We start from the raw sequence: 23,691 nt of genomic DNA on the forward strand, positions 1-23,691 counted from the left end.
CCTTGTTACATAAATAATACCACGATAAAATTCTAAAACTCAAACTCATCGGCTTCATCTGAGAAAATAAAAAGCCATCACCGAAGTGACTACTTTCAAGAAGATGGGAGAAAAGAGAGGAAAAAATAATTCAAAACAAAGTAACACCTGAAATGCTAGATGAAGCAGCTAATCGTTTAATAACAGAATCACATTAGAAGCTTATGAATCACCAGCGAGTAAAGGGGCTATTCAAGAATTACTAAATTTCTCACCAATAGATTATTTAGAAGTAATTTAACATTGTACGAATGCAGAGATTAATGTGAAAAATTAACTTTAATACGCATTACCACAAAACGTTATCTACGTAGTACCTTTACTTGGAACGAACATATACACTGTGAGATGTTACATAACCAACATTCTATTATTTTGAACAGGTAATTCCCTATTTTTATGGAAATATACAATGAGAAAAACAATAAAATTGATTATTTCCTCACTTCTTTGTCTATCCTTTTAAAAAATCTATGTTTTTGTAAAAGGAGTGTTTATATGGAGAAACAGACACTTTGGAAAAAATTCAAGAAAAGCTCAGCAAATCTCGGTAAATCTAGCGTATATGAAAGTATTATTTTATATTACATAATGAGAAAAAAAGGATTACCTACTAAAGCGAAGTTCATCATATTAGCCGCTTTATCTTATTACGTATTAACAATCGATTTCATTCCAGATATAGCTGCTATTATTGGGATTGGCTTATTAGATGATGTTTTGGCGATCGCTGTAGCTCATAAATACGTGATGCGCCATGCAGACGCTGAAATTCGAGAAAAGAGCAAAGTAAAAATGGAGTCATTATTTACTCCCGCACAAACATAATGAAAAAAGAGCTAATATAATTTCACTTAGCTCCTTTTTCATAAAACTATTTCACTTCATTCGCCACAAAAAATTGCTCACAAACACTCGATATGCGCTGTAAGTCTACGTTCCCACCAGATATAACCGCTACTACTTTTTTCCCTTTAATATATGTATCCACTTTCCCTGAAAGTAGAGCAGCAGTAGCTAAAGCACCTGCACCTTCTACAACAGCTTTCCCACGCTGTAATAAGTCTTTCATCGCTACTTCCAGCTCTTTTTCTGATACTGTTACAATATCATCTACTAATTCTTTTACAACTTCAAAAGTTAAATTGCCTGGTATTTTTACCGCGCAACCATCTGCTATCGTAGGTGCCTCATAATGTTCTATAATTGTACCTTTGTCATAAGATGCCTTCATCCCATGAACATTTTCTGCTTGGACACCAATTATATGAATCGACGGATTAAAAGATTTTAATGCAACAGCAATTCCAGAAATAATTCCTCCCCCGCCAATTGGTACAATGACCGTATCAACATCCCACATATCATCAAGAATATCTAATCCTATTGTACCTTGACCAGCCATTACTTCTACATCGTCATATGGATGTAAGTATGTTTCACCTGTTTCTCTAATAATCTCCTCACATTTTGCCTTCGCATCATCAAAGGTTTCACCATGTAAAACCACTTCAGATCCATATCCTCTCGTTGCATCAACTTTCGCTTGAGGGGCAGAAATCGGCATTACAATTTTACTTTTAATACCGAGTAAATGAGCAGATAAAGCAATTCCTTGCGCATGATTACCAGCAGAACAAGCAATTACTCCTCTCTCTTTTTCTTGATCTGTCAGCTGTGACATTTTATTAAACGCACCACGGAATTTAAACGAACCTGTTAATTGCATATTTTCTAATTTCAAGTGAATTTCTCCACCCGTTTTACTAGTCAAATAAAATGATTTTACTAATGGAGTTTTACGAGCATTTCTATCCAGAATGCTTTGAGCTTTTTTAATATCGTCTATATGTAATGGTAGTTTTTTAGTTATCATACTAACACCTCTTCCAATGTTCTATTCCTAAGTTTTCGTATGTAGCAACTCCTTTATACGAAACCAACTATATTAAGAAAAAGTCTTTATATATGTACCTCACTCTGTAATACACACATTTGTAAACAATTCAACATCCTTTTCATATCACGTTCTTTGTAATGATTTAGGCATGCAATTTGGATCCAGTTATTCTTTTGTAAATACGCTGATTCATAATGGACAATATATCCTTGTAATGCTAACTCATCACCTATCGTTTTAGAGGACTGGCCTTCGCTTAATTGAATCGTAAGTATAATTGGCGCGGCATGTTCTTTAGGTGAAACAAGGTTTAATCCTATAGTCGTAATAGCTTCTTCCATATAATCATATGTCTCTTTTATTTTTACAAATGCTGTTTCATCTTCAAATCTCTTCAATGCTTCTTGCAAAGCATTAATTAAATTCCATGAATGAGAATATGGAATACTTTCATTTTCTTCGTACATGCCAATGTCCATATAGGCCGGTACTGCTTCATTTATTTTTACAATATGGTTATGAAAAACAAAAGATAATCCTGTATATGATTTAATCGCTTTTCCACTAACACCGCTTGCAAAATATATATCCTTTAAATCTATGGGTATTGCTCCAATCGAACTGATACAATCTACACATAGTTTCAGTTGATACTTGTTACTTAGAGCATTTAGCTCGTCTAAATCATTTAACATTCCAGTTGATGTTTCATGGTGAACAAACCAAAGCCATTCATAATTTCCACTTTCCATTACTTTTTCTAATTCTGTATAAAGAAATGGTTCCCCCATTTCTTTTTTATACGTATCAAAATGTAATTGCGCGCGTGTTGCATGCCCGACTAATCTATTACCAAATTCCCCATTTGTTAATACGAGCCCCTTTCCTTTTAAAGAACGTAACTGTAAAGCAATGGTATCATTCGCTAATGTCCCTGTTCCTAACATGATTTGCACACGTTTTGCTTTTGTCATTTGAAGTAATCGTTTCTTTACATTATCCATCGTCACTTGAAATGACTTAGAACGGTGTGAAATAGGCTTAGTAGAAAATGCCTTTCGAACATTCTCTTCAATATCTACTGGGCCGGGTAAAAACGTATACTCTTTCGTCATAATTCCCCCAACACTCGACGCTTCAAACATAGCAGGGGTAACATACATTGGCTGGAATGCTGCTGCTTCTGTACCAACTAACGAATGGAAAGATTTGAATCCCATTTGCTCATATAAAGGTAGTTCACGTGTTGTTGCAGAAATGAGTGCCAATTCATATCCATTTAGAAGCAAATAACGATGTAAAAAGCGAATTAAACCTAATAACGCTCTTCCATTTCGATATGCACTTTCTACTGAAAGTAAACGAATTTCATATACGTTTTCTCCATGTTCTTGCAAATAAAAATCTAGATTTGAAATTTTATAATCTAACGAGAATGGTCGTTTTCCTCGCAACGCAACCATACCTACTAACTTATCGTCATCTAAACAAATTAAATATGTATTTTCTTCATGAAAACGATCTATACGAACACGCTCTTTCGTTTCTTCATGTTGCGGAATTTCTTCTACAAATGTTTTATAATTCAATTTATGAATACTTTCAAATTCCCAAACTTGATCAGCAACTTTATAAATTAACCCCATGCCCTATCTCCTTTATCTATTTAATAAAAAATGATAAGTGGAGATTAACCCCACTTATTAAATGTTTATTTCATTCGCGATTTACATATAAAATAAGTACAATGATGAGTGCACTTAAAATAGTCGTAACAATTGAGTAAGAATACAAAATCATGCAAAGTGGTAAACAAGCAATTGTAATTAGTCCTGGCTTCGTAAATCCTTTAAAGATTAAATAAAATATAATGAAAACTGCAACGAGAGTAAGCGCTATCAAATAATCAAATGCGATTAGTCCTCCGATAAATGTTGAAATACCTTTACCGCCCTGACCTTTAAATAAAACTGGATAAATATGTCCAATTATTACAGCCAATAATGTTAGCATTACGAATGTAGAATCTTCAAAAAGGTATTTTGCAATAGAAACTACGATTGCCCCTTTGATCGCATCACCTAAAAATGTAGCAACGAAATACCCTTTTCCATATACGCGCCCCATGTTTCTTGCGCCAGGATTACCACTTCCTTCATCACGAATATCAACGTTATATCTCCATTTCGTTACTATATAAGCGGTCAATATGTTTCCAAATAAATAAGAAGCGACCAAATACAAAAATTGCATACTATTAATCATGTAATCATTCACTTTCTACGTAGGAGTACTTATACAATATTCAAGAACTATGTATATTGTACGTTTCTATCCACATCCCTTTATACATTTTAACATCATATATTTACAAATCATACAAAAATTCTCATACAGCTATTTTTTAAAATATGTATTTTTCATTAAATAATATGTTCCTTTCACTGCAGATTGTGATTGTGATATAAATGTAACTTTTCCTATGCTTTTCTCACAGCATTTCTTAAATTCATCATATATTTCAGGAACGAAACGCAATATGCTACCACTTACTGCAATGGAAGCTGATAAATCAAACTGCATCTTGTTATAAACATCTATTGTAATCCTTGCTAATTCCTTTCCAGCTTGCATCATAATTTCATGTGCAGCATCATTCCCATTTCTAGCTTCCCGAATAACTAATGGTGCGATTGCTGCAACTTTATCTTTTGAAGAACTATAAACTAGTCTTTTTATATGAGACGATGTTAATAATTGAAACTCATCTTGAATCCTTAAGCTTAATGGACAAAATGTAACGCCTTGATCAAATTGATTTGCCATTCTCTTTAAACCTTGTAATGCAATCCAATATCCGCTTCCTTCATCTCCTAAAATATGTCCCCATCCACCGCTATACTCATGTACTTCTCCTTTTCTCCCTAGACAAATCGCACCTGTGCCACCAATCGTTAAAATTCCATCCATTCCTTCTAAAGCGGCTGCATGTGCTATCATTGCGTCATTAAAAACTTCAATTTGTATTCCATACTTCTTTTTTAGACGTAATGTTAATTCATTTATATTTGCTCCACTTATACCTGCTAATCCTAAACAAATACACACACAATGCTCTTTCACTACACTTATCTGGCAATGATCAATCGCTTCCATAATATGCACAAGAGCTTCTTCAAAATCTATTAATATGTTTCCAAATCCACTAGTAGCTCTTACAAGTTCATTTCCGTCTTTATCAAATGCAATTGCTTCTGTCTTCGTTCCCCCGCCATCTATTCCAATCATATACTTCATATACGTTCTCCTCATTTTCTTCATATTGAAGGGTACGTTACATTCCCTAAAACTACAGATTTCTTTGCACCTGTTGCGCTCGGCACGTTACTCGGATTACGATGATATGTTTCATTTGCTAAAATGGCAAAGGCAATAGCTTCTTTCGCCTCTGAAGAATAGCCTATATCTTCTTGAATGAATATTGCGCAGTTTTCATCCTTCAATCCATTTCGCAACATTTCAACAAGTGTGCTATTATAACTGCCACCACCGCCTAATATCACCTCATCGATTTCATAATACGGCAAGATAAACTTCTTATAATGATGAACAATTGAATTTGCAGTAAACATCGTGACAGTCGTCAATATATTTTCTTTACTATGCTTTTCAAACCGCTTCAATAATTCACTTGCAAATTTTTCTCCAAACTGTTCTCTACCTGCTGATTTCGGTGGATTCATTTTCAAAAATGGATGACTGATACAATATGTCAAAATTTCATCTACAACTCTACCCTGTTTTGCAATTTCACCATTTTGATCATATGGCAACTGAAATAACCTTTGACATACTTCATCAATTATCATATTCCCTGGACCAGTATCAAAAGCTATAACGTTCTGATCACTTTTTTGACTTGGTATTACGGTAACATTACCAATCCCGCCGATATTTTGTAGTAGTCTATTTTTACTTGGGTCACGATACAAAATAACCTCTGAATATGGCACAAGTGGTGCACCTTGTCCTCCTGCTGCCATGTCCATCGTTCGAAAATTTGAGATAACCGTCGTGTTCGTGTTATATGCTATTACTGCAGGCTCCCCAATTTGTAATGTGGAAGCTATCATATTCCCTTCTGGCTTTGGCTGATGATAAATCGTTTGTCCGTGAGAACCTATCAAATCTAATTGTTCCAAAGAAAAATTGGCCTCTTTACAAACTTCTTTTACAGCGTTGGCGAAACATAAACCTAACTTAAAATTCAAACTACATATGAGTTGGACATTTGAATTTTCTATTGATAATGCTTGTTGTATTTCACTTTTTATATCATTACGAAATGGAACTGTAGTAAAATGGATGAGTTTAACCTTAGAATCTACACCACTCCCTTCTATACGAACGAGCGCTACATCTATTCCATCTAATGACGTACCGGACATTACACCTGCAATATACATAACATGCGTGACCTCCTATTTATTAAAAAACAATCATGTAAGTTACAAACGTACAACCGATCGAAAAGAATATAAATCTAAAAAACAACTGAGCTTTCGATGCAAACGATCCATCAATGAAAGAAACAACTACTGTAAGCAAAATGCTTGCCGCAATGCTTGTAACAAGCCATATACTATGCATTTGTGATAGATGTAGCATTCTTAATAAAGGCACAAAAAGTAAATTCGCACATATCACTCCAAATAATAATAAAAATACACCTTTATAACTAAATTTTATATTCATTCCATTTCATCCTCTCTGGACTTCATGTGAAAGAAGTGATAGGCAAAATACCTATCACTCATAAATTAAAGCATAAAGATTATGGATTAACAGATTCGCCTTCACCACTCTTCTCAATTTCAAGCATATTTTTGTCGTACATTTTAAAGAATGGTAAATATATAAGGAACGATATTGCTATATTTATAAAAACTAATACAATCGCACGCCAATCCCCACCTGTTGCTAAATAAGCACCAATTGGAGCAGGTAATGTCCATGGCGGCATAATATGCGTTGGTGTTACAAATCCCATTGCAGTTGCAGAATATGCAACAGTTGCCGTTACAAGTGGTGTAATGATAAATGGGATAATTAAAATTGGATTTAGTACAATCGGTAATCCGAATATGACTGGCTCATTTATATTAAAAATACCCGGAACAATACAAGTTCTTGATAATGCTTTCGAATATTTTGATCGACCAAATACAATCATAGCTAATACAAGCCCTAATGTCGCACCAGAACCGCCAATCCATATAAACCATTGATATAACGGCTCTGGTGAAATAAATGGCAACTGATCTGCTCCACTAGCAACTGCTTCTCCATTTTTCCCTAGATATACTTCCCATAATGGCCGAGCAACAGTTCCAACAACCGACACACCATGGATTCCGAATGACCAAAAAAACGTAATTAAAAACACTGGAATCATTACACCGAAGTAACTATCGCCAGCTTTTACTAATGGTGCTGCTAGTTTATCAACAACATGGTGTAAATCAATGCTAAAAACGACAGTTACTAGACTCATTATAATAATAACGAATGCAGCAGGTATAAGTGCTTCAAACGAACGCGACACAGATGGCGGTACTTGTTCTGGCATTTTAATCATTACATTTTTCTTCTTACAAAACCTTAAAATCTCTACGGATAAAATAGAAACAATCATCGTCACGAATAATCCATGACCTCCGAGATTTGTCATCGGAAGCATAAATCCTTTTTTATCAATTAATTCAGGAGTTAATGTTAATAGCAATGAACATACTGCAAGCTGTGCTCCTGATAAAGCATCTAGTTTATAACTTTTCGCCAAATTATATCCTATTCCAAATGCTATATATAAAGACATAATAAACATCGTTAACCGATATGGTATTAATATACTTGTTTGATTCTTTAATGCCCAAACGGATATGAAACTATCTTTCGGTAAAGGTGGAAATGCTACGATTAAAAAGAAACTTCCTACGATGATAAATGGTAATGCTGAAATCACTCCATCACGGATTGCTTGTAAATGTCTCTGTTCAGAAAGTCTTGCCATCGGTCCAGATAAGTTTTTATCGAGAAACGTGACAAACTTATTCATAACGGTTCCCCCTAACGAATTAAATCATTTACAGTCTTTAATAAAGTCGGTCCACCAAGAGGTGTATATGCTTGCGGCGGTATAATACCGCACGGGATAGATTCCTCTTCTGCGAATTTTTTAACAGAATCAAATCGATGTCTAACTTGAGGTGCAACCATTACAACGTCCCAGCCATTCTTTACTTCTTCCTCTACCTCATTTGTTCCAATCGCATGCACTTCCATGTTCATCCCCTTTTTCTCCGCCTCCCTTTTTAAAGCGTTTACAACAATTGCGCTGGACATTCCCCCAGAACAAACGAACAAAACCTTCATTTATGAATCCTCCTATACTTATAATTTATTCCCCTTCAAATGAAAGGAAGTTTCACTTTACTAACAAGCATATGAAGTAGTAAATGAATTTAGTTATACTGAAAGTAAATTTCATTAAAAATATTTTTCCTATTAAATTAATGTTTCAATATACAATTTTCTCTATTGCAAGGCCAACCTTGCCTCGTATATTATCTTAGATAATCATATGATAAGGAGGCGTATACATGATCGTTAAACGTTTATTTATGATATGTTGCATCGTCATCTTGTTCATCCCTTTCTCTTTCATTTCCCCTCACCTTACTTATGCTGAAGTAACTACTACGTACAAAAAACACGAATTACGTGCTGTATGGATCGCATCTGTTCTTAATATTGATTGGCCCTCAAAAACTGGCTTACCAATTGAAAATCAAAAACAAGAATTTATTAAATTATTAGACGATGTAAAAAACACTGGTATGAATGCAGTCATTGTACAAATAAAACCAACTGCTGATGCCTTTTATCCTTCCAATTACGGCCCTTGGTCTGAATATATTACCGGTACACAAGGAAAAGATCCCGGATACGACCCACTAGCATTTATGATTGAAGAAGCACATAAAAGAAATATAGAATTTCACGCATGGATTAATCCATACCGAATAACGATGAATCACACTGATATAAATCGATTATCAAATAATCACCCTGCAAAACAACACCCCGATTGGATTGTACCTTATGGCGGGAAGTTATATTACAATCCCGGTATTCCAGAAGTGAAAAAATTTATAACTGAAGGTGCTTTAGAAATCGTGCAAAATTATGACATTGATGCGCTGCATATGGATGATTATTTTTATCCATATAAAGTAGCAGGTGAACAATTCCCCGATCAAAAAACGTACGAATTATATAATAACGGTAGATTTACAAATATAGAAGATTGGCGACGTGACAATGTAAATGAACTTGTAAAAGATTTAAATACTGCTATAAAACAAGAAAAATCATATGTAAAGTTTGGCATAAGTCCGTTCGGCGTATGGCGAAATATAGCTGACGATCCAACTGGCTCTAACACAACTGCCGGCCAAAGAAACTTTGATGATCTTTATGCTGATACACGTGAGTGGATACAAAAAGGTTACATTGACTACATCACACCGCAAATATATTGGAATATAGGTTTCACTCCTGCTGCGTATGACATATTAGTAGATTGGTGGGTAAAAGAAACAAATAATAAACCGATCCACCTATACATCGGTCAGGCGGCCTATAAAATTAATAATAATTCTGTCCCAGCTTGGTCTAATCCAGAAGAATATCCAAGACAAATTCAATTAAATCGGTTATATCCTGAAATAAAAGGTAGTATGCATTTTAGCTTGAAAGATATTAATAACAATCCACTAGGAATTAAAGATAGACTCTCAAAAGACATATATAAATATCCTGCATTAATCCCCTCTATGCCTTGGCTTGATCATGATCCACCAAAACAACCGACTTTAAAAGGTGCTATTCCAAGAGATGAAGGTATTGCTGTAGGTATCATTGATAATAGAGAGAATGATTCTGCTTATTACGCTATTTACCGCGTGAATGGAAAAAGTAAAGTGAATATAGAAAATCCGAAAAATTTACTTACTACTGTAAGAAAGACAAAGCCTGGAGAAATTTATGTAGATAAAACGGCTATTCCTGGAGAAACATATACGTATGTAGTAACTGCGGTTGATCGATTGCATAATGAAAGTGTTGCATCTATTGAGACCACTGTAAAAGCAAAGTAAAGTATACAACAAAAAACTACCTATTCTTTTATGAATAGGTAGTTTTCATATTATCATTTATAAATTAAACTACATCATTTCTTTTAATAAAGAGTTCGCACTCTTAAGAATTTCTCCACCATCATTCATTAAATTTGTAGCTCTTTGCATTTTTTTTGTATTTCCTTCATCCAAAGCTTCTGGAGTTAACTTCGCAGATTGATTAAATTTCTCTAAAGCCTGCAAATATAAACTATTAACTTCTTTGAATTTGTCAGGCACTTGAGCGTTTGGTGGGTTTTGAGTTACATCTTGTAACATAATTAGACTCGCAGCTAATTTAATCGTCCATTCTTCATCCCCAATTTTATTATTTACCAAAAGATTACCTGTCTGATTTAAAGAATCTGTTAGTTTTTTACTATGAGTAGCATATGCAGATCTATAATTTGATTCCAACACTTTTTGTTGTGTTTCTGCCTTACGCGCCTCTGCTTCTGCTTTCTTTTTTTCTTCTTCTTTTTTACGTTGTTCTTCTTCTATTTTCTTCTTTTCTTCTTCGTCTTTTTTACGTTGCTCTTCTTCTATTTTCTTCTTTTCTTCCTCTTCCTTCTTACGTTGCTCTTCTTCCGCTTTCAGTCTATCTGCTTCTGCTTTTTCAGCCGCTTCTTTTTCTAACTTTTCTTTTTCCTTCGCCTCAGCTACTAATTGCTTCTCTTTTTCTTTTTTCGCCTTTTCAGCAATTTTTTCTTCTTCTATTTTTGCTTTTTCAGCTTTCTGTTTCTCTTCTTTTTTAGCTACTAACCGTTTCTTTTCTTCAGCTTGTTTATCCATTTCAGCCTGTTGTTCTGCAGTTATTGGATAAAAAATATGACTTAATGTTAAAGAAACGATAAACACAGATAAACATGAACCAAAAATAATAGCAAATTTTTTCAAGCGCGAACGATATTTCTTTATAATTATCGTCCCTATCATAGCAATAAAAAATACTATCGCTCCAATTAAACCAACCATCCCAATAAACATTAACAAAGTATCCACTATTTAAATGTACTCCTCTACTTATGTATTTCATAAGACCCAAACTAGTTATCTATACATGTTTTTGGATATTTTTATATAAAAACAATTTCTTTTGGAATCTTACATTTTCAATATTTGTCAGTATAGCAATAATAATATCATAATAAAAGTCTTTTACTTACTTATTAATACTTCAACTAATTCCGCAATTTCTGATTAAACTATAATTTTTATCAAAATAAAAAGAGATCCCTCAAAAAAGCTATATTTATCAGCTTTTTTGAGGAAATCTCTCCTACTTATTTTTAAACTTCTCAGTCGCTGCTCTCATCTTCACATTCAAATCGTGATCAATCGAGTCACGAATATCTCGCTCTACTTCTTCCATTTCTTTTTGGAAATTTTGCAAGTAGATTTTTAATTCTTCTTCTTTTTCTGGCCGTTGTGAAGGTGGTAATTGTACGACTAACGATAGCATCGCTATTAAATCTTTCATTAAGAACGTTTCAAGTTTATGTTGCTGTTCAAACATACGCTGCTCTTGATAATATGGCAAAGCATTTAATACTGAAATTGTAATATCATCAACCGTTCGTTGTAATGAAGGATTTATTGAGCGTTTATACGCTTGAATTGTATTTAATGCATCTGGATATCGATCATAAAAATACAATTTATAAAACGATAAATCTGTCGGTTTTACTGTTTGTTGCGTTTCTTGTCTTAAAAAATCTTTTATTTTCATCGCTGCTACATCAATATCTTCATTAGTAAGCTTTTTCGTCGTTTTTGCCATTACATGTACTTTTTTCTGTTTTTCTTTCGGTAACATTGAGAATACTTGCTCTCTCGTACGTTGACCTGATGCACAGAAAAGCGTATTTAATATATGTTGTTCTTTTTTTCCTTCCGTACGAATCCAACGATAAAAGAGTGGATGTTGTGTAAATTCTTGTAGAAACGGTAATGATTTATTCGATAACTTATCTAAAGAATCGTGTGCTCTTTTATATGGCTTCGTCCACGAAAAATACAGTTTACGTCCGAAATATACAACTAAAACAACGACAGTAAATGCGATTAAAAACAATGTACCTAGTAGTAATAATACAGTTTGAATAAAACTCATTTTTTCACCTCCTCTAAAAGTCTGCTATTTTCTTGGGCGCTGAATGAGTTTTTGTTTCATTTCATCATTAAATGTGTCTAGTTCAATAACAAACTTCTTACTTGACTCGATAATACGTTCTGACGATTTTTCAGAAGCTTCAATTGCAGCAAATACGTTTTGGAATGATTCACGTAATTTATCCATGCTAATTGCAGGATTTTCAAGTAATTTCGTTGTTTCTTCTGTATTTTGTTTTAATGCCTGAGAATTACTTAATACCATAGACTCAATTGCTTCATTTGTTGCATTCACTGCATCAATTGTTTTACGCTGATTTGTTAATGCTAACTGGATAGCAGCAGAAACTGTTACAACGTTTTGCGTCATCGTAATTGCATTACGAATTGCCTCTGTTAACTTTTCATTATTTTTCTTAATAATGTCTACTGATGCGATAGATTGTAATAACACACTTTTCGCTTGCTGCATATTGCGCGTACGCACTAAAATCTTTTCTAATGCATCATTAATTAATGGAATATCCCTTTGACGTTCTGGATTTTGTTTCTCAGCTTCCAGCATGCCAGCAAGTTTTTTCCCTAAGTATACTTGCTTATCAAGCGCGTGAATTTTATCGTGTGATTGCTCTTTAAGCATTTCAAGACCGACTGTATCTTCTTGTAAATTATCACGACCAATTAGAAGCGATCTTATAATCTCCTCAATTTGCTTATCTATAGATTGATATTTATGCACGTATGTTTCAAGTGGATTTTTCTTGAATACTTTAAACATAATTTTTTTCATACCACTGGCTTTTAATGAATTCGGATCAAGCTCTGATACCACTTTTCGTAACTCTAACAATGTATTTGGAATTTCTTCGTTCTTTCCATTCATCATCGCTGTGACAGGACGTTTTAATGCTGATAACGTTTGTCCTGCTGCTTGTTGCTCTTTATCCCCTAAATCTCCTAGCTGAGACAATACTTTTGATAAATCTGTATTTTGCTCGCTATTTAACTTTTGTACATAAAGATCAGCTTCTTTATTCAGTTCCTCTAATTCTTCATCTTTTATAACTGTATCCACTACTACTTCTACATTATTATCTTTCACAACCGATACAGGTTCTTTTTTCTCGAGTTCAGTCAACAAAATCGCTCCTTTATTTATATGTGCGAATTTATATGCACTATATTTCATCTATTATATCGTATTTCATATGCATTCTGACTGCTTGAAATCGATTTTTTTAGAAATGTCTGTTTATGCAGTCATTCCCTGTTTCTTACTATAAGTATACCTGTAATCAACATAATTTTCCTCAGACTTAAGACCTAGAGAACCACATGCTGAAGGCCGATTCTTCGTATGTTATATAAATTATGTTCTTCCTATCCTTCTGTACTCAATATTTTGACATACACCTTTTACAATGTGATAATTATATTACGCTCAGTCCTATTTCTTCTTGCGCGCTACAAACGCTCCATTTTGGAATGCCAATAACACCGTTTCAAACATTTCATCTTCTTCAATCATTTTTCTAAACTCGGCTAATTCACTTGCATGAGAGGTTGCATTATCAACAACTAGAAAACCTTTTGGTTGTAAAATGCGTTTTATATGCTCAAGCCACCACATGTATTGCGTACGCTCTGAATCTAGGAAAATAAAATCAAATGAATGATCTAGTTGCGCATCTAAAAATGCCCCTGCTTCTTGATTATGAACATCAATCCTTTGCAACAAGTTTGCCTTTTCAAAATTGACAAGTGCCTCTCCAACTCGTTCTGAAGAAAGCTCCACAGTTGTTACATTTCCATTTGTTTCTTCTACCGCATTAGCTAACCACAATGTAGAATAACCATTAGAAGTTCCAATTTCTAAAATATTTATTGCGCTACACCCTTTTACTAAAATTGATAAAAACTGCCCCATCTCACGAGAAATATTCCGTAGTTTTTCTTCCCGTGTTTTTTTATTTCGATCATGCTCTTCTCCATATTGTTCAAGTTGAAGTAATAATGAATCTAACGTATCCATTCTTTTCATCGCCTTTCCAAAGCAATATGATGAGAAAGCTCTCGTTGCCCGTCTACTTTCATTATATGCGAAACGAAAACCTTTTTCTCGTTATATGATAAAGATTTGCAATTTTTTATAGCATATTGTTTCGTTTTTTGGTAAAGTTAATTTCTACGTGCAATTATTCCATTCATACTATTTTTATTTCAATTGCAGTTGTTAAATCATATAAACCTCATTTAAATGAATCGGTATTTCAAATTCAATTAAGCGCCCTTTCCGGACGCATTTTCTTTTGTTTATATATTTATTAGAAGAAAGGATGCTTACAATGAACGTGATTAGCTTAGATGCCGCTCGAAAGCGAAAGCAGCATAAAAAATTAATGATTACTATACCGATTATTTCACGTATTTATGAAGAAGACGGGGAAATTAAATTTGAGGTAGCTGGCGAAAAAGACGTACCTCTTGAAATGTTAGAGAAATAATAAAAAGACGCACTTCTAAAGAAATGCGTCTTTTTTATACTATTCTATTTAAGTGCATAAGTTTTTCAGGATTAACCATCATATAAATATTTGAGATTTTCTCATTCTCAAATGTGAATGAAAGTACATAAGTCACTTTGTTTTTCACTTTAACAATAACACCTGGGGCACCATTTACTATCTTATAATCAACATTGTACGCTGATGGGAACTTACTTCTAATTCCAGAGAATAAACGAATAATTCTATCTGCAGAATAGATTGGATGAATTGCAGTTGTAACTTTGCCACCACCATCAGCTTTCAATATCGCATCTGTTTTTAATACTTCTAACATGCCTTGCGCATCTCCACATTGTAATGATGATACAAACTTTTCCACATAAGCAGCCATTTGTTTCGTACTTAACTTTGACTGCTTCGGCTTATCTAAAATACTTTTTCGTGCACGTTGAAAGATTTTCCGGCAATTCGCACTACTCCTATCAACAATCGAAGCGATTTCTTCGTACTCATAATCGAAAACTTCTCTTAATATGAAAACAACCCTCTCTACTTCAGACAATTGTTGTAAAAGTAATAAATATGCCGTAGAAATTGATTCTTTCATTACAAATGACTCTGATGGGTCATCAGTCTCTTCCACAAATGGTTCTGGTAACCACATTCCGACATATACGTTCCGTTTATGTGCTGCTGAACGTAATTTATCAATTGATCGATTTGTTACCATTTTACATAAATATGCTTTCATATTTTCTATAGATTGAACGTCCTCTATTTTATTTAACGAGATAAAAACGTCATGAACGATATCCTCAGCATCCATAACACTCCCAAGAATTCTGTATGCTAATGAAAACAATAATGGTTGATATGCTTCATATAACTGCTCCGTTTCCATGATGAACCACCTCACTTTCGGAATGCTTTAAAATGTGTAACGCTGCACGTTTTCCGCTTGCCACTGCAGCATCAGCTAATATTTCATCATGCCCTACCCAATCTCCTGCTACATAAACACCTGGCATTTCAGGTATATTAGGACCAGGATCTTCAATACGGTTAATATGAGGAAAATCATGTACTACTGTTATTTTCGGTAAATATTGTTGTGCAACAACTTCTCTTTTCCAATTTGGATGTAGCAAATCCATTGTACTTTCTAACTGTTCTTTATCTTCATGAGTATGTTTCATCTCTAGTACAGGATTATGGTACTTAATTAAACTCACTGCAATTGATCCATCATCACTTAATTTAGCTGCTCTTGATTGATTCGTGAAAAATATAGGCTGATCTAACCCTAATGCAAATTGATGTGTCGGATTAGGTAATCGTCTCAAACCAATATCTAATGCAGCAACAGTAACCGGTACCGATTGTTTACTCCATCTATGCAAACTTGTTCCTTCCACACCTTTAATTATGTTACAAGCTTCTTTCGGTGGAGTCGTCACAATGACTGTACCTACTTCAAATACCTCATCATCAAAACAATATATTCTTTGTTTATCTTCGTAATGCTCTATTTCCAAAACATGCTTTTTATCCAAAAATTGCACCCCGGCATGATTCGCAATGTCTCTTAATTTTGTTATTATCGTCTCCCAGCCACCATCTACATAAAATACCCCATCTTTTATCGAAAGCTGTATTTGCTTTAGTACAGATGATGCTAATTGTATTGTAGGAGCAAACGTATATGTTGTTGTTCGGCATAGCGCATAAAATATATTTCGAACCATTGGATCTTTTATTTCATTTTCTGCCCATGTAGTTAGGCTCACTTTTTGAACTTTTCTTACATCTAAATTCCCTAAACGAATCATAAGACGTGAGAATTGTACTTTTGCAGACCACGAAAGTAGTGGTGTTGATAAAATTGAGCGGAAATCTGTTGGTATGGTGAAAATATCCCCTTTCCATATTCCATGTGCTTTTGTAGATGGAATTCCACCCGGTAGATTCATACCGAGCTCATTAAAAGTTAAAAATGCGGCTCCTCCTCTATATAAGGCGTGTGCACCAAGATTCATACAGATCCCATTTTTATTAATAGTCATCCCTCGACCACCAAAGCGATTGGACTTTTCTAAAACAATCACTTTTCTTCCAGCTTTCGCTAAATATATAGACGCTGTTAATCCAGCAAGCCCACCACCAACAATGGCTACATCAAATTTCTTCATAATAAAATCCCTCCTTATCGTTCTACATACAAGACGAACGATTAAGGAGGGATGTGACATGAAAATATATTTTTACTCATCTATTTTATTTCATTATTTTTTTAATCGGTCATATTGCATACGAAATAACTCAATTGCAAATGGTATATCCTCTTCACTCTTTATATAATAACTTATCCATCCTGATTCAGGTAATACGTGATGTGGTTTGACCAATCCTTGTTTTACTAATTCATCCCGCTTTAACTTTGGAAATGGTAAATCAACTAACTTATCTCCATGCAGATGACCAAGTTCTTTCTTGCCATAATTTATTTCAATGCCGCCAAATCGATGCGGTTTTTCAGAGACACCTGCCCAGCCAAGCACTTCATTTCTAATCATTTCACTAAATGACATGAACCTTCACCCCTTATTAATGATTGATGTAATATTAAATTAACACGTTCTTTACTTTTTTCCATCAATCCAAAGTATGAATGGATATACGAATATAGTTTCATCTCAACACCTTTATTTTTTACATAATTAATATAATTTCAAAGGGTATTTATTCTATTATATAGAATTACTATTAAAAATAATTTTAAGGGACGGATTTATATGAGCGAGGTATTATTACAAAAGGCAAATTATCTACAATCTAATGAATTAAAACTCTTGAAAAAAGCTATATATTTTGCAGAGCAAGCACATGATGGACAATACCGTCAAACTGGAGAACCATATATTATTCATCCTTTCGCAATTACAGAAATACTGCTAAATTATAAAGCTGACATTACAACATTGATTGCTGCTTTATTACACGATGTTGTAGAAGATACCGAATATTCTCTAGAAGAAATCGAATCACATTTTGGTGCGACTATTCGATATATTGTAAATGGATTAACAAAAGGGAAAAAACAACAAGATCAAAACAAAGTATTATACGAAGCAATTAATTTTAAAAAATTACTATTATCCTCTCAACATGATATACGTGTTGGCATTATTAAAGTTATAGATCGCCTTCATAATATAAAAACTTTGAATGTTAAAAAACCCGCGAAACAAGTAGCATATGCGAATGAAACATTAACACTTTTTGCGCCACTTGCAAAGCGACTTGGATTATATACAATCCAGTATGAATTAGAAAATCTTGCTTTTCAATATTTACATAAAGAAAGATATAGCAAGGTACTTAAATTCTTAACGGGATATGTTCCACATCTTCAAAAAAATATAACCGATTTAAGCAAAGGAATTCATTCTTTTTGTGATACTAACCTTTCATTTGAAATAAGCTATGAGTTCCCTCCGATTTATACTGCTTACTCACAATTACAAGAAATACAAAACGTATCAGAGGTTTCACAAATTTGTATTACAACTACAAGTCTACTAGATTGCTATAAAATTCTTGGAATGATACATCAATTATACAATCCAACTATAAACTATTTCGAAGACAATATAGCACTTGAAAATAGCTATTTTAATAACAATTTAAAAACTAAAGTCAATATGAATAATACTGAACAAACAATTATCATTCAAACACAATTAGCAAAAACATTAAAAGATAACGGCATTTTTTCTTTATTAAATAATAGAACTGCAAATGTCCAATCCATATCTTATAAAATAATGAATGATACAATTGTGCATAACAATTTATTAACTACAGATCCAATTGTGTTCCACAATCTAGTATCGTACGAACTATTTGAAAATACCATAACGGCTTATACTTCAGATTTACAACCTATTTATTTACCAGATGGTGCTACAATTATTGATTTTACTTTCTCTGCATTTCCAAAAATTGCACATAACATGAAAAATGCAAAAGTCAACGGTATACCTGTTCCACTTAAAACAAAGGTATCTCATTTTGACATCATAGAAATCCATTTTGGTTTAAAACAAAACTTGGCATTAGAGTGGCTAAATTACGCCAATACCGCTAAAGCACAATTAATTATTCAGCAAAAACTATCTTGAATAACAGACCAATACCTCTATGAAAAAGGATTGGTCTGTTATTCAAAATACGAAATACAACCCATATTCTTTATGGCATAGGCAAATTTATTATGATACCAACAACCGCACATAACAAACACTAGACACATATCCTAATTTTATAACCTTACTTACTAATAGAAAGGCAGGTAATACAATTGAGTTCTAATATCGACTACACTTCCCCCTCAATTAATTTCACTTATGATTTAAATAAAAGTAATTTTTTTCAGAAAGATGCCCAAAATTATATAAACGTACTTGGCGAGAATCAATTAAATACGTTAGAAAATACTTCTTTATTAGATATCTATTTAAGTACAGGAAATGTTGTAGAACCACATATTCATCAAAATGCAGCTGAACTTGTTTACTGTATTTCAGGATCTGCGGTTGTTTCTTTACTTAATCCATTTACGAATCAACTATTAAACTTACCGATAAAACCAGGGCAAGTTGCCAACATTCCACAAGCGTGGTGGCATTATGAAATTGCTACAGCAGATAATACTCATTTATTAGCAATTTTCGATGCCCCAACACCAGAAGTTATTTTTGGTTCTGATATTTTAAGATTAACTCCCGCTAATATAATGGCCCATACTTACTGTCTCGATGAGCAACAATGGAAACAAGCGGTATCCCCTATTCAATCCACTACAGTAATTGGTCCCCCAGTAAATTGTAATAAAAACCGTGGAACGATAAACCCAACAACTCAGCCTCCTAATCCACAACAAAATTTATATTACCAAGATTCGTATTATTTTCCTCTTTACTGGGGATATTAATTTATATTATGAAAGGACAATTATTTATCTCCTCGGAAAATACGTAGGAGATTTTTTTATTGTATACCCATTCCTATTTATTATCGTAACAATTAATAGAATAGCTACATATAATAGTTATATATTTAATTGGAGGTGATAGTACTATGAGTAATTATAACTATCGAAAAAACTACTCTCATAATAAAAATAGTAGTTCATCAGCATCCTCTCAGTCTTCAAATTCTCAATCTTCCAATTCCCAATCACAAAGTGAATCGGCTACACTAAGTTGGACAGATACTATAAGGGCTAGTAGACTTAACATACTAACCTAAGGGAGCGTGCTACTATGTCACGTCAACGTCGAACTTTTACACCAGAATTTAAACTTCAATTAGTAAAGCTATATGGAAATGGAAAGTCCCGTGCAGATATCTGTCGAGAATATGAAATAACGCCTTCTGCGTTGGATCGCTGGATTAAGAATCATCAAGAAACTGGGACATTTACTGCTAAAGAAAATCGGACAGAAGAAGAAAATGAGTTAATCAGATTACGTAAAGAAAATCAACGTTTAATGATGGAGAATGACATTTTAAAGCAAGCAGCGCTGATCATGGGACGAAAATAGATGTGATCCGAAATAACACTCACAAATATTCAGTATCAGCAATGTGTAACGTCCTTAACATCGCCAAAAGTACCTACTACTATCACGCCAAGCCGCGTGAACAAGACGCACATGAAAAAGAAGACGTTGAGCTTTCCAACGAAATAGAACGACTCTTTAAAGAAAGCCGTAGTAACTATGGTACTCGTAAACTCAAAGTAGAATTAAAGAAACAGAAGATGGTCGTTTCTAGACGTCGAATCGGTCGAATTATGAAACAATTAGGACTTGTATCAAATTATACGGTGTCACAATACAAGCCGTATAAACAAACCTGTAATGAAGCACCAATCAAAAATGAGTTACAACGTCAGTTTAAACAAGAAGAGCAATTAGCTGTAGTTGTCAGTGATTTAACATACGTCCGTGTTGAAAAAAAATGGCACTATGTATGCTTATTTGTGGACCTTTTCAACCGAGAAATTATAGGTTACAGTGCTGGTCCAAATAAGACAGCAGACCTTGTGTATAAAGCATTAGCGAGTATTAAAGGAAATTTACATAACATCAAGATGTTTCATACAGACCGAGGAAAAGAGTTTGATAATAAACTGATTTCAGAGGCTTTAGAAACATTCAGAATTCAACGATCATTAAGTATGAAGGGCTGCCCCTACGATAACGCTGTGGCCGAAGCGATGTTCAAAGTGTTTAAAACAGAATTCGCAAACGGAGCACACTTCGCTTCTCTTGAACAGCTCGCTCTTGAACTTGATGATTATGTTCATTGGTTTAACAACATTCGAATTCACGGAACACTAGGCTATTTAACGCCAGTGGAATATAAGAAACAGACCTTATAAAAATTGTCCAGTCTAGTGTTGACATTCCAAAGAGACTTAGCCGAGCAAGGCTATGTAAAGAAAAAAGGATGTAACTGTAATAAAAACAAATAGTTTATTATTAATTTGAACAATAACATTGCAACGCTCACGATAAATAATGTACTTCCCTTTTATTTAAAAGATGAATTCTATTAGAAATAGAATTCATCTTTTTTATTTATAGATAATTTTTCATATCCTATAACTTATTCCATAAACAATAGATTATAAATCATAAATTTTGATTTTTTAACAAAGAGTACTTTCTCAATTGATTTATCGCCTATCTTTCCATAAAATATAGCCCTTCCTAATACAATTAGGAAGGGCTATATACAAATGCCAGTTCAAATTTCTAACAGACATTACAGCAAACTAGACGATATTAATACCTGCACTTACAAATCCAGCTACTGCAGCTATTGGACTTGCTGCTGTTAAGGAAACATATAATAATACTTTATCCCCAGCTGCTACTGGAATAGCTTCAGGTATGATCCCTGATGCTGTAGAACCAATTGCTATTGCAGCAAATGCTGGTGTTAATAATAGAGGTGCGCCTTGTACTGTAAACGTATTACTTGCAGCTGGTGCAGTTAATATTTGTATCTGCACTTGAACAGGTGATAATGGAGATAATGCAGCTGTTGCACTAAAGAAACCTGCTAATGACGTAATAACACCTGCGCGTGGTGCTACAAATGCATAATCACCTACACCTAACGCTAACGTGATACTTGTTCCACCCGTTAAAGCTATACCAGGCTGACTAAAACCAAACCCAAGGAGAGTTCCTGTATTAGCTATTAACGCGTTAACTAACGCAGCTGGTGTTGTACCCGAAGCGAATGGAATAATAGCTCCGCCACCTGTTGCTCCTGTTGCTCCAGTTGCTCCCGTTAGGCCTGTTGCTCCTGTCGGGCCTGTTGCTCCTGCTAGACCTGTTGCTCCTGTCGGGCCTGTTGCTCCTGTTAAACCTGTTGCTCCTGTCGGGCCTGTTGCTCCTGCTAGACCTGTTGCTCCCGTTGGGCCTGTTGCTCCTGTTAAACCTGTTGCACCACCAGTACCTGCTGGACCCGTCGCACCTGTTGGACCTGTTGGACCTGTCGCTCCTGTTGGACCTGTTGCTCCTCCTCCTGGACCCGTTGGACCCGTTGCTCCTCCTCCTGGACCTGTTGGACCTGTTGGACCTGTTGGACCTGTTGCTCCTCCTCCTGGAGTAGCACCAATTAGTTGAACTAATAAGTTTAATAGAAGTTGTAAGCTTGCAGGATCAAGAATTAAAGAGAAGAAGAATGGTGCAAGAGCACTGAAGAATTGTTGTAATAAAGAAAGTAATTGACTTAGATTTGGATTAGGTGATTGAAGTAAGTTAATAATACTTTGAATTAATTGTTTTAAGAAATTTCCTTCTGGAGAAGGTGCTAATTCATTTAGCAAGTTCAATAGCTGAGTAAACAAATTGAGTAAAGCTAATCTGTTTGCATCACTTGGATTTGCAAAAAACGCTGCAATAGCCGCAATTAAAGAGTTTAGTAAAGTTATTAATCTTCCTAATTGTTCGCTAGTAATTGGAACTGTTTGTGGATTGTTACAACAATCTGGTGTGAAAACAATCGGATTATTGCAGTTGTTATGACCAAAACAATCATTATGTTTCATTTATTTCCTCCTTACCTTTCTTTTATTTGAGTATTTTCCTATTATAAGAACTATAAAATTGTGCATAGATTTCATTCACTTAAAATAGGAAACATGAATAATAATTAAACTTTAAAACGTTATTTAATTATGTTCATGACTCACATATTAATTATATGTTTTTAATAATTGACTGCTTAGATTAAACACCTAAACTTAAAAGTTTATTTTATTTTTCCACGTTTATCTCTTAGGTTTAAAAGCACATTTTAATCTGAATATAAAAACTAAACATTACCATATAACCAACAAGTAACAATAATATGTTTATTAAAATTGTGTTCCCTCTATTATCATAAAGCCGTTTCTATTATCAAAAACTCTCATACAATATAGTGGACAAGTTATTGTATACTTCGTTCCAAAAAAACAATATAGGGAGTGAGAATTAATTGCCAATTATTCAACCATTTATGGCATCCAGAAGATTTACATCTACATTAGGAGCTGGAACCGGAACTGGTGCAGCTTTTGCAATTGCTGCTACAGCTTGTTTAAACGATGTTGGCACTACTGCAACTGCTTTTCCGACTTTTACGTATTACAACTTATATGTAAACGGCATTCTTCAACCTAGTGTGAACTCCAGTGTTACTACTGGACCTACTGGTGCTATTACAATTCCTGGCGGAGATGCATTAGACGGTGGAATTCCAATTACAATCGAATTTATCGTCACTTAGTTTTAACTATTTTAATGTAGAGCAAAAAGACAGATCC

The 23,691-nt window shown here is 34.1% G+C and carries 23 protein-coding genes; 7 read left to right on the forward strand and 16 right to left on the reverse strand.

Translation table 11 applies throughout. The annotated features are described in order from the left end of the window. The first annotated feature begins 537 nt into the window (after window positions 1-537). Window positions 538-867: a YkvA family protein gene (locus tag QCI73_RS15110; protein WP_000415071.1), complete on the forward strand. Its 330-nt coding sequence runs from the start codon at window positions 538-540 to the stop codon at window positions 865-867. A gap of 46 nt (window positions 868-913) precedes the next feature. On the opposite strand, the gene tdcB is transcribed toward QCI73_RS15110, so the two are convergent. The 8 genes from tdcB to QCI73_RS15150 form a co-directional block, all read right to left on the reverse strand. Beyond that, a complete protein-coding gene (tdcB, locus tag QCI73_RS15115; protein ID WP_070806019.1) occupies window positions 914-1,915 on the reverse strand; it encodes a bifunctional threonine ammonia-lyase/L-serine ammonia-lyase TdcB in 1,002 nt (333 codons plus the stop codon). A gap of 86 nt (window positions 1,916-2,001) precedes the next feature. Continuing rightward, entirely contained in the window at window positions 2,002-3,585 is a 1,584-nt protein-coding gene (locus QCI73_RS15120) for an aminotransferase class V-fold PLP-dependent enzyme (protein ID WP_353823259.1), read from the reverse strand. Between the two features lie 70 nt (window positions 3,586-3,655). Beyond that, window positions 3,656-4,204 (reverse strand): glycerol-3-phosphate 1-O-acyltransferase PlsY, encoded by a 549-nt coding sequence (plsY, locus tag QCI73_RS15125; RefSeq protein ID WP_353823260.1) that lies wholly within the window; start codon window positions 4,202-4,204, stop codon window positions 3,656-3,658. A 132-nt stretch (window positions 4,205-4,336) separates the two neighbouring features. Further along, the gene (locus tag QCI73_RS15130; RefSeq protein ID WP_353823261.1) at window positions 4,337-5,236 is read right to left on the reverse strand and encodes a BadF/BadG/BcrA/BcrD ATPase family protein; all 900 of its coding nucleotides are present in this window, start codon (window positions 5,234-5,236) and stop codon (window positions 4,337-4,339) included. A gap of 20 nt (window positions 5,237-5,256) precedes the next feature. Continuing rightward, window positions 5,257-6,405 carry an anhydro-N-acetylmuramic acid kinase AnmK gene (anmK, locus tag QCI73_RS15135; protein ID WP_070806016.1) on the reverse strand — a complete coding sequence of 383 codons (1,149 nt, stop codon included), beginning with the start codon at window positions 6,403-6,405 and terminating at the stop codon, window positions 5,257-5,259. Between the two features lie 22 nt (window positions 6,406-6,427). Next, window positions 6,428-6,694, reverse strand: coding sequence for a hypothetical protein (locus QCI73_RS15140; protein WP_001021970.1), 267 nt, complete (start codon window positions 6,692-6,694; stop codon window positions 6,428-6,430). A gap of 79 nt (window positions 6,695-6,773) precedes the next feature. After that, window positions 6,774-8,057: a PTS sugar transporter subunit IIC gene (locus tag QCI73_RS15145; protein WP_001032282.1), complete on the reverse strand. Its 1,284-nt coding sequence runs from the start codon at window positions 8,055-8,057 to the stop codon at window positions 6,774-6,776. Window positions 8,058-8,068: 11 nt separating this feature from the next. Beyond that, on the reverse strand, window positions 8,069-8,374 hold the full coding sequence (locus tag QCI73_RS15150) for a PTS sugar transporter subunit IIB (protein WP_070806014.1): 306 nt from the start codon (window positions 8,372-8,374) through the stop codon (window positions 8,069-8,071). A gap of 227 nt (window positions 8,375-8,601) precedes the next feature. On the opposite strand from QCI73_RS15150, the gene QCI73_RS15155 reads away from it, so the two are divergent. Further along, window positions 8,602-10,161: a glycoside hydrolase family 10-like protein gene (locus QCI73_RS15155; RefSeq protein WP_327923793.1), complete on the forward strand. Its 1,560-nt coding sequence runs from the start codon at window positions 8,602-8,604 to the stop codon at window positions 10,159-10,161. 69 nt (window positions 10,162-10,230) lie between these two features. Here QCI73_RS15155 and QCI73_RS15160 read toward each other — a convergent pair whose 3' ends face one another. The 4 genes from QCI73_RS15160 to QCI73_RS15175 form a co-directional block, all read right to left on the reverse strand. Continuing rightward, window positions 10,231-11,184, reverse strand: a complete 954-nt coding sequence (locus QCI73_RS15160) for a hypothetical protein (protein WP_327923792.1) — start codon at window positions 11,182-11,184, stop codon at window positions 10,231-10,233. Between the two features lie 277 nt (window positions 11,185-11,461). Continuing rightward, window positions 11,462-12,295 carry a DUF3974 domain-containing protein gene (locus tag QCI73_RS15165; protein ID WP_044791832.1) on the reverse strand — a complete coding sequence of 278 codons (834 nt, stop codon included), beginning with the start codon at window positions 12,293-12,295 and terminating at the stop codon, window positions 11,462-11,464. 24 nt (window positions 12,296-12,319) lie between these two features. Then, window positions 12,320-13,432: a toxic anion resistance protein gene (locus QCI73_RS15170; protein ID WP_000137416.1), complete on the reverse strand. Its 1,113-nt coding sequence runs from the start codon at window positions 13,430-13,432 to the stop codon at window positions 12,320-12,322. A 309-nt stretch (window positions 13,433-13,741) separates the two neighbouring features. Then, window positions 13,742-14,335 carry an O-methyltransferase gene (locus tag QCI73_RS15175; RefSeq protein ID WP_041184107.1) on the reverse strand — a complete coding sequence of 198 codons (594 nt, stop codon included), beginning with the start codon at window positions 14,333-14,335 and terminating at the stop codon, window positions 13,742-13,744. A gap of 304 nt (window positions 14,336-14,639) precedes the next feature. Here QCI73_RS15175 and QCI73_RS15180 point away from each other — a divergent pair, with 304 nt between their 5' ends. Further along, the gene (locus tag QCI73_RS15180) at window positions 14,640-14,798 is read left to right on the forward strand and encodes a hypothetical protein (protein ID WP_001100983.1); all 159 of its coding nucleotides are present in this window, start codon (window positions 14,640-14,642) and stop codon (window positions 14,796-14,798) included. Between the two features lie 34 nt (window positions 14,799-14,832). Here the strand turns inward: QCI73_RS15180 and QCI73_RS15185 are convergent, their stop codons facing one another. The 3 genes from QCI73_RS15185 to QCI73_RS15195 all read right to left on the reverse strand — a co-directional run bounded on the left by QCI73_RS15185 (window position 14,833) and on the right by QCI73_RS15195 (window position 17,389). Further along, complete coding sequence (locus QCI73_RS15185; protein WP_070806012.1) at window positions 14,833-15,702, reverse strand: sigma-70 family RNA polymerase sigma factor; 870 nt, start codon at window positions 15,700-15,702, stop codon at window positions 14,833-14,835. Then, on the reverse strand, window positions 15,680-16,990 hold the full coding sequence (locus QCI73_RS15190; protein WP_353823262.1) for a phytoene desaturase family protein: 1,311 nt from the start codon (window positions 16,988-16,990) through the stop codon (window positions 15,680-15,682). The genes QCI73_RS15185 and QCI73_RS15190 overlap by 23 nt, the downstream gene beginning before the upstream one ends. A 93-nt stretch (window positions 16,991-17,083) precedes the next feature. Next, window positions 17,084-17,389: a luciferase domain-containing protein gene (locus QCI73_RS15195; RefSeq protein WP_070806010.1), complete on the reverse strand. Its 306-nt coding sequence runs from the start codon at window positions 17,387-17,389 to the stop codon at window positions 17,084-17,086. A 204-nt stretch (window positions 17,390-17,593) separates the two neighbouring features. Here QCI73_RS15195 and QCI73_RS15200 point away from each other — a divergent pair, with 204 nt between their 5' ends. The 3 genes from QCI73_RS15200 (at window position 17,594) to QCI73_RS15210 (ending at window position 21,249) form a co-directional block, all read left to right on the forward strand. Further along, window positions 17,594-18,982: an HD domain-containing protein gene (locus QCI73_RS15200; RefSeq protein ID WP_353823263.1), complete on the forward strand. Its 1,389-nt coding sequence runs from the start codon at window positions 17,594-17,596 to the stop codon at window positions 18,980-18,982. A 179-nt stretch (window positions 18,983-19,161) separates the two neighbouring features. Next, complete coding sequence (locus tag QCI73_RS15205) at window positions 19,162-19,794, forward strand: cupin domain-containing protein (RefSeq protein ID WP_070806009.1); 633 nt, start codon at window positions 19,162-19,164, stop codon at window positions 19,792-19,794. 331 nt (window positions 19,795-20,125) lie between these two features. Continuing rightward, a protein-coding gene (locus QCI73_RS15210; RefSeq protein ID WP_085964333.1) for an IS3 family transposase occupies window positions 20,126-21,249 on the forward strand; the annotation gives its coding sequence in 2 pieces (ribosomal slippage) (window positions 20,126-20,372 and window positions 20,372-21,249; 1,125 coding nt in all). Window positions 21,250-21,645: 396 nt separating this feature from the next. On the opposite strand, the gene QCI73_RS15215 is transcribed toward QCI73_RS15210, so the two are convergent. Continuing rightward, complete coding sequence (locus tag QCI73_RS15215) at window positions 21,646-22,932, reverse strand: exosporium glycoprotein BclB-related protein (RefSeq protein WP_353823264.1); 1,287 nt, start codon at window positions 22,930-22,932, stop codon at window positions 21,646-21,648. Between the two features lie 431 nt (window positions 22,933-23,363). Between QCI73_RS15215 and QCI73_RS15220 the strand changes: the two genes are divergently transcribed. Next, the gene (locus QCI73_RS15220; protein WP_118414492.1) at window positions 23,364-23,654 is read left to right on the forward strand and encodes a DUF4183 domain-containing protein; all 291 of its coding nucleotides are present in this window, start codon (window positions 23,364-23,366) and stop codon (window positions 23,652-23,654) included. Window positions 23,655-23,691: the final 37 nt, after the last annotated feature.

Origin of the sequence: Bacillus cereus group sp. MG16 (assembly GCF_040459875.1) — a bacterium.
GTDB lineage: Bacteria > Bacillota > Bacilli > Bacillales > Bacillaceae_G > Bacillus_A > Bacillus_A paranthracis.

Bases quoted from the DNA above. Each gene is read 5' to 3' on its own strand.
- anmK (WP_070806016.1), bottom strand. From the start codon at position 6,405: ATGTATATTGCAGGTGTAATGTCCGGTACGTCATTAGATGGAATAGAT.
- QCI73_RS15145 (WP_001032282.1), bottom strand. From the start codon at position 8,057: ATGAATAAGTTTGTCACGTTTCTCGATAAAAACTTATCTGGACCGATG.
- tdcB (WP_070806019.1), bottom strand. From the start codon at position 1,915: ATGATAACTAAAAAACTACCATTACATATAGACGATATTAAAAAAGCT.
- QCI73_RS15185 (WP_070806012.1), bottom strand. From the start codon at position 15,702: ATGGAAACGGAGCAGTTATATGAAGCATATCAACCATTATTGTTTTCA.
- QCI73_RS15195 (WP_070806010.1), bottom strand. From the start codon at position 17,389: ATGTCATTTAGTGAAATGATTAGAAATGAAGTGCTTGGCTGGGCAGGT.
- QCI73_RS15120 (WP_353823259.1), bottom strand. From the start codon at position 3,585: ATGGGGTTAATTTATAAAGTTGCTGATCAAGTTTGGGAATTTGAAAGT.
- QCI73_RS15215 (WP_353823264.1), bottom strand. From the start codon at position 22,932: ATGAAACATAATGATTGTTTTGGTCATAACAACTGCAATAATCCGATT.
- QCI73_RS15155 (WP_327923793.1), top strand. From the start codon at position 8,602: ATGATCGTTAAACGTTTATTTATGATATGTTGCATCGTCATCTTGTTC.
- QCI73_RS15165 (WP_044791832.1), bottom strand. From the start codon at position 12,295: ATGAGTTTTATTCAAACTGTATTATTACTACTAGGTACATTGTTTTTA.
- plsY (WP_353823260.1), bottom strand. From the start codon at position 4,204: ATGATTAATAGTATGCAATTTTTGTATTTGGTCGCTTCTTATTTATTT.
- QCI73_RS15190 (WP_353823262.1), bottom strand. From the start codon at position 16,990: ATGAAGAAATTTGATGTAGCCATTGTTGGTGGTGGGCTTGCTGGATTA.
- QCI73_RS15150 (WP_070806014.1), bottom strand. From the start codon at position 8,374: ATGAAGGTTTTGTTCGTTTGTTCTGGGGGAATGTCCAGCGCAATTGTT.
- QCI73_RS15130 (WP_353823261.1), bottom strand. From the start codon at position 5,236: ATGAAGTATATGATTGGAATAGATGGCGGGGGAACGAAGACAGAAGCA.
- QCI73_RS15180 (WP_001100983.1), top strand. From the start codon at position 14,640: ATGAACGTGATTAGCTTAGATGCCGCTCGAAAGCGAAAGCAGCATAAA.
- QCI73_RS15200 (WP_353823263.1), top strand. From the start codon at position 17,594: ATGAGCGAGGTATTATTACAAAAGGCAAATTATCTACAATCTAATGAA.
- QCI73_RS15175 (WP_041184107.1), bottom strand. From the start codon at position 14,335: ATGAAAAGAATGGATACGTTAGATTCATTATTACTTCAACTTGAACAA.
- QCI73_RS15110 (WP_000415071.1), top strand. From the start codon at position 538: ATGGAGAAACAGACACTTTGGAAAAAATTCAAGAAAAGCTCAGCAAAT.
- QCI73_RS15140 (WP_001021970.1), bottom strand. From the start codon at position 6,694: ATGAATATAAAATTTAGTTATAAAGGTGTATTTTTATTATTATTTGGA.